Source organism: Halorubrum californiense DSM 19288, from assembly GCF_000336875.1.
Lineage (GTDB): Archaea > Halobacteriota > Halobacteria > Halobacteriales > Haloferacaceae > Halorubrum > Halorubrum californiense.
Window position 1 is genome coordinate 1 of record NZ_AOJK01000060.1, and the last position, 308, is coordinate 308.

General features: G+C 59.4%; 1 protein-coding gene. It reads left to right on the top strand.

Going from position 1 to position 308, the window contains the following annotated elements:
* The coding region (locus C463_RS17890) for an IS5 family transposase (protein WP_008443965.1) at positions 1-308 on the top strand (308 nt) is incomplete at both ends.

The following is a 308-nucleotide window of genomic DNA, read 5'->3' on the forward strand; positions in this document are numbered from 1 at the left end:
GACCGCTCACCAGCCAGCCGCCACTACTGCCAGCGAATCAGCTACCGCGTTCAGAAGCTCAAAGTTACGAAACTCGTCGATACAGCGTCGCAGGCTGTTATTGACGTTCACTGCTCAACGAATCGAGAAGGAAGTGACGCAGACCTCGCTGAGCAGATCGCCCGCCGAAACGCGGGCGATCTGCGGTCTCTTGCGGCCGATAAGGGCTACGACAAGCAATCGCTCCGCGAAGGTCTGCGTGAGCTCGGGATCAGACCGCTGATCAAGCACCGCATCTTTGCTCCGTACGACCACGCGCACAACGCGAG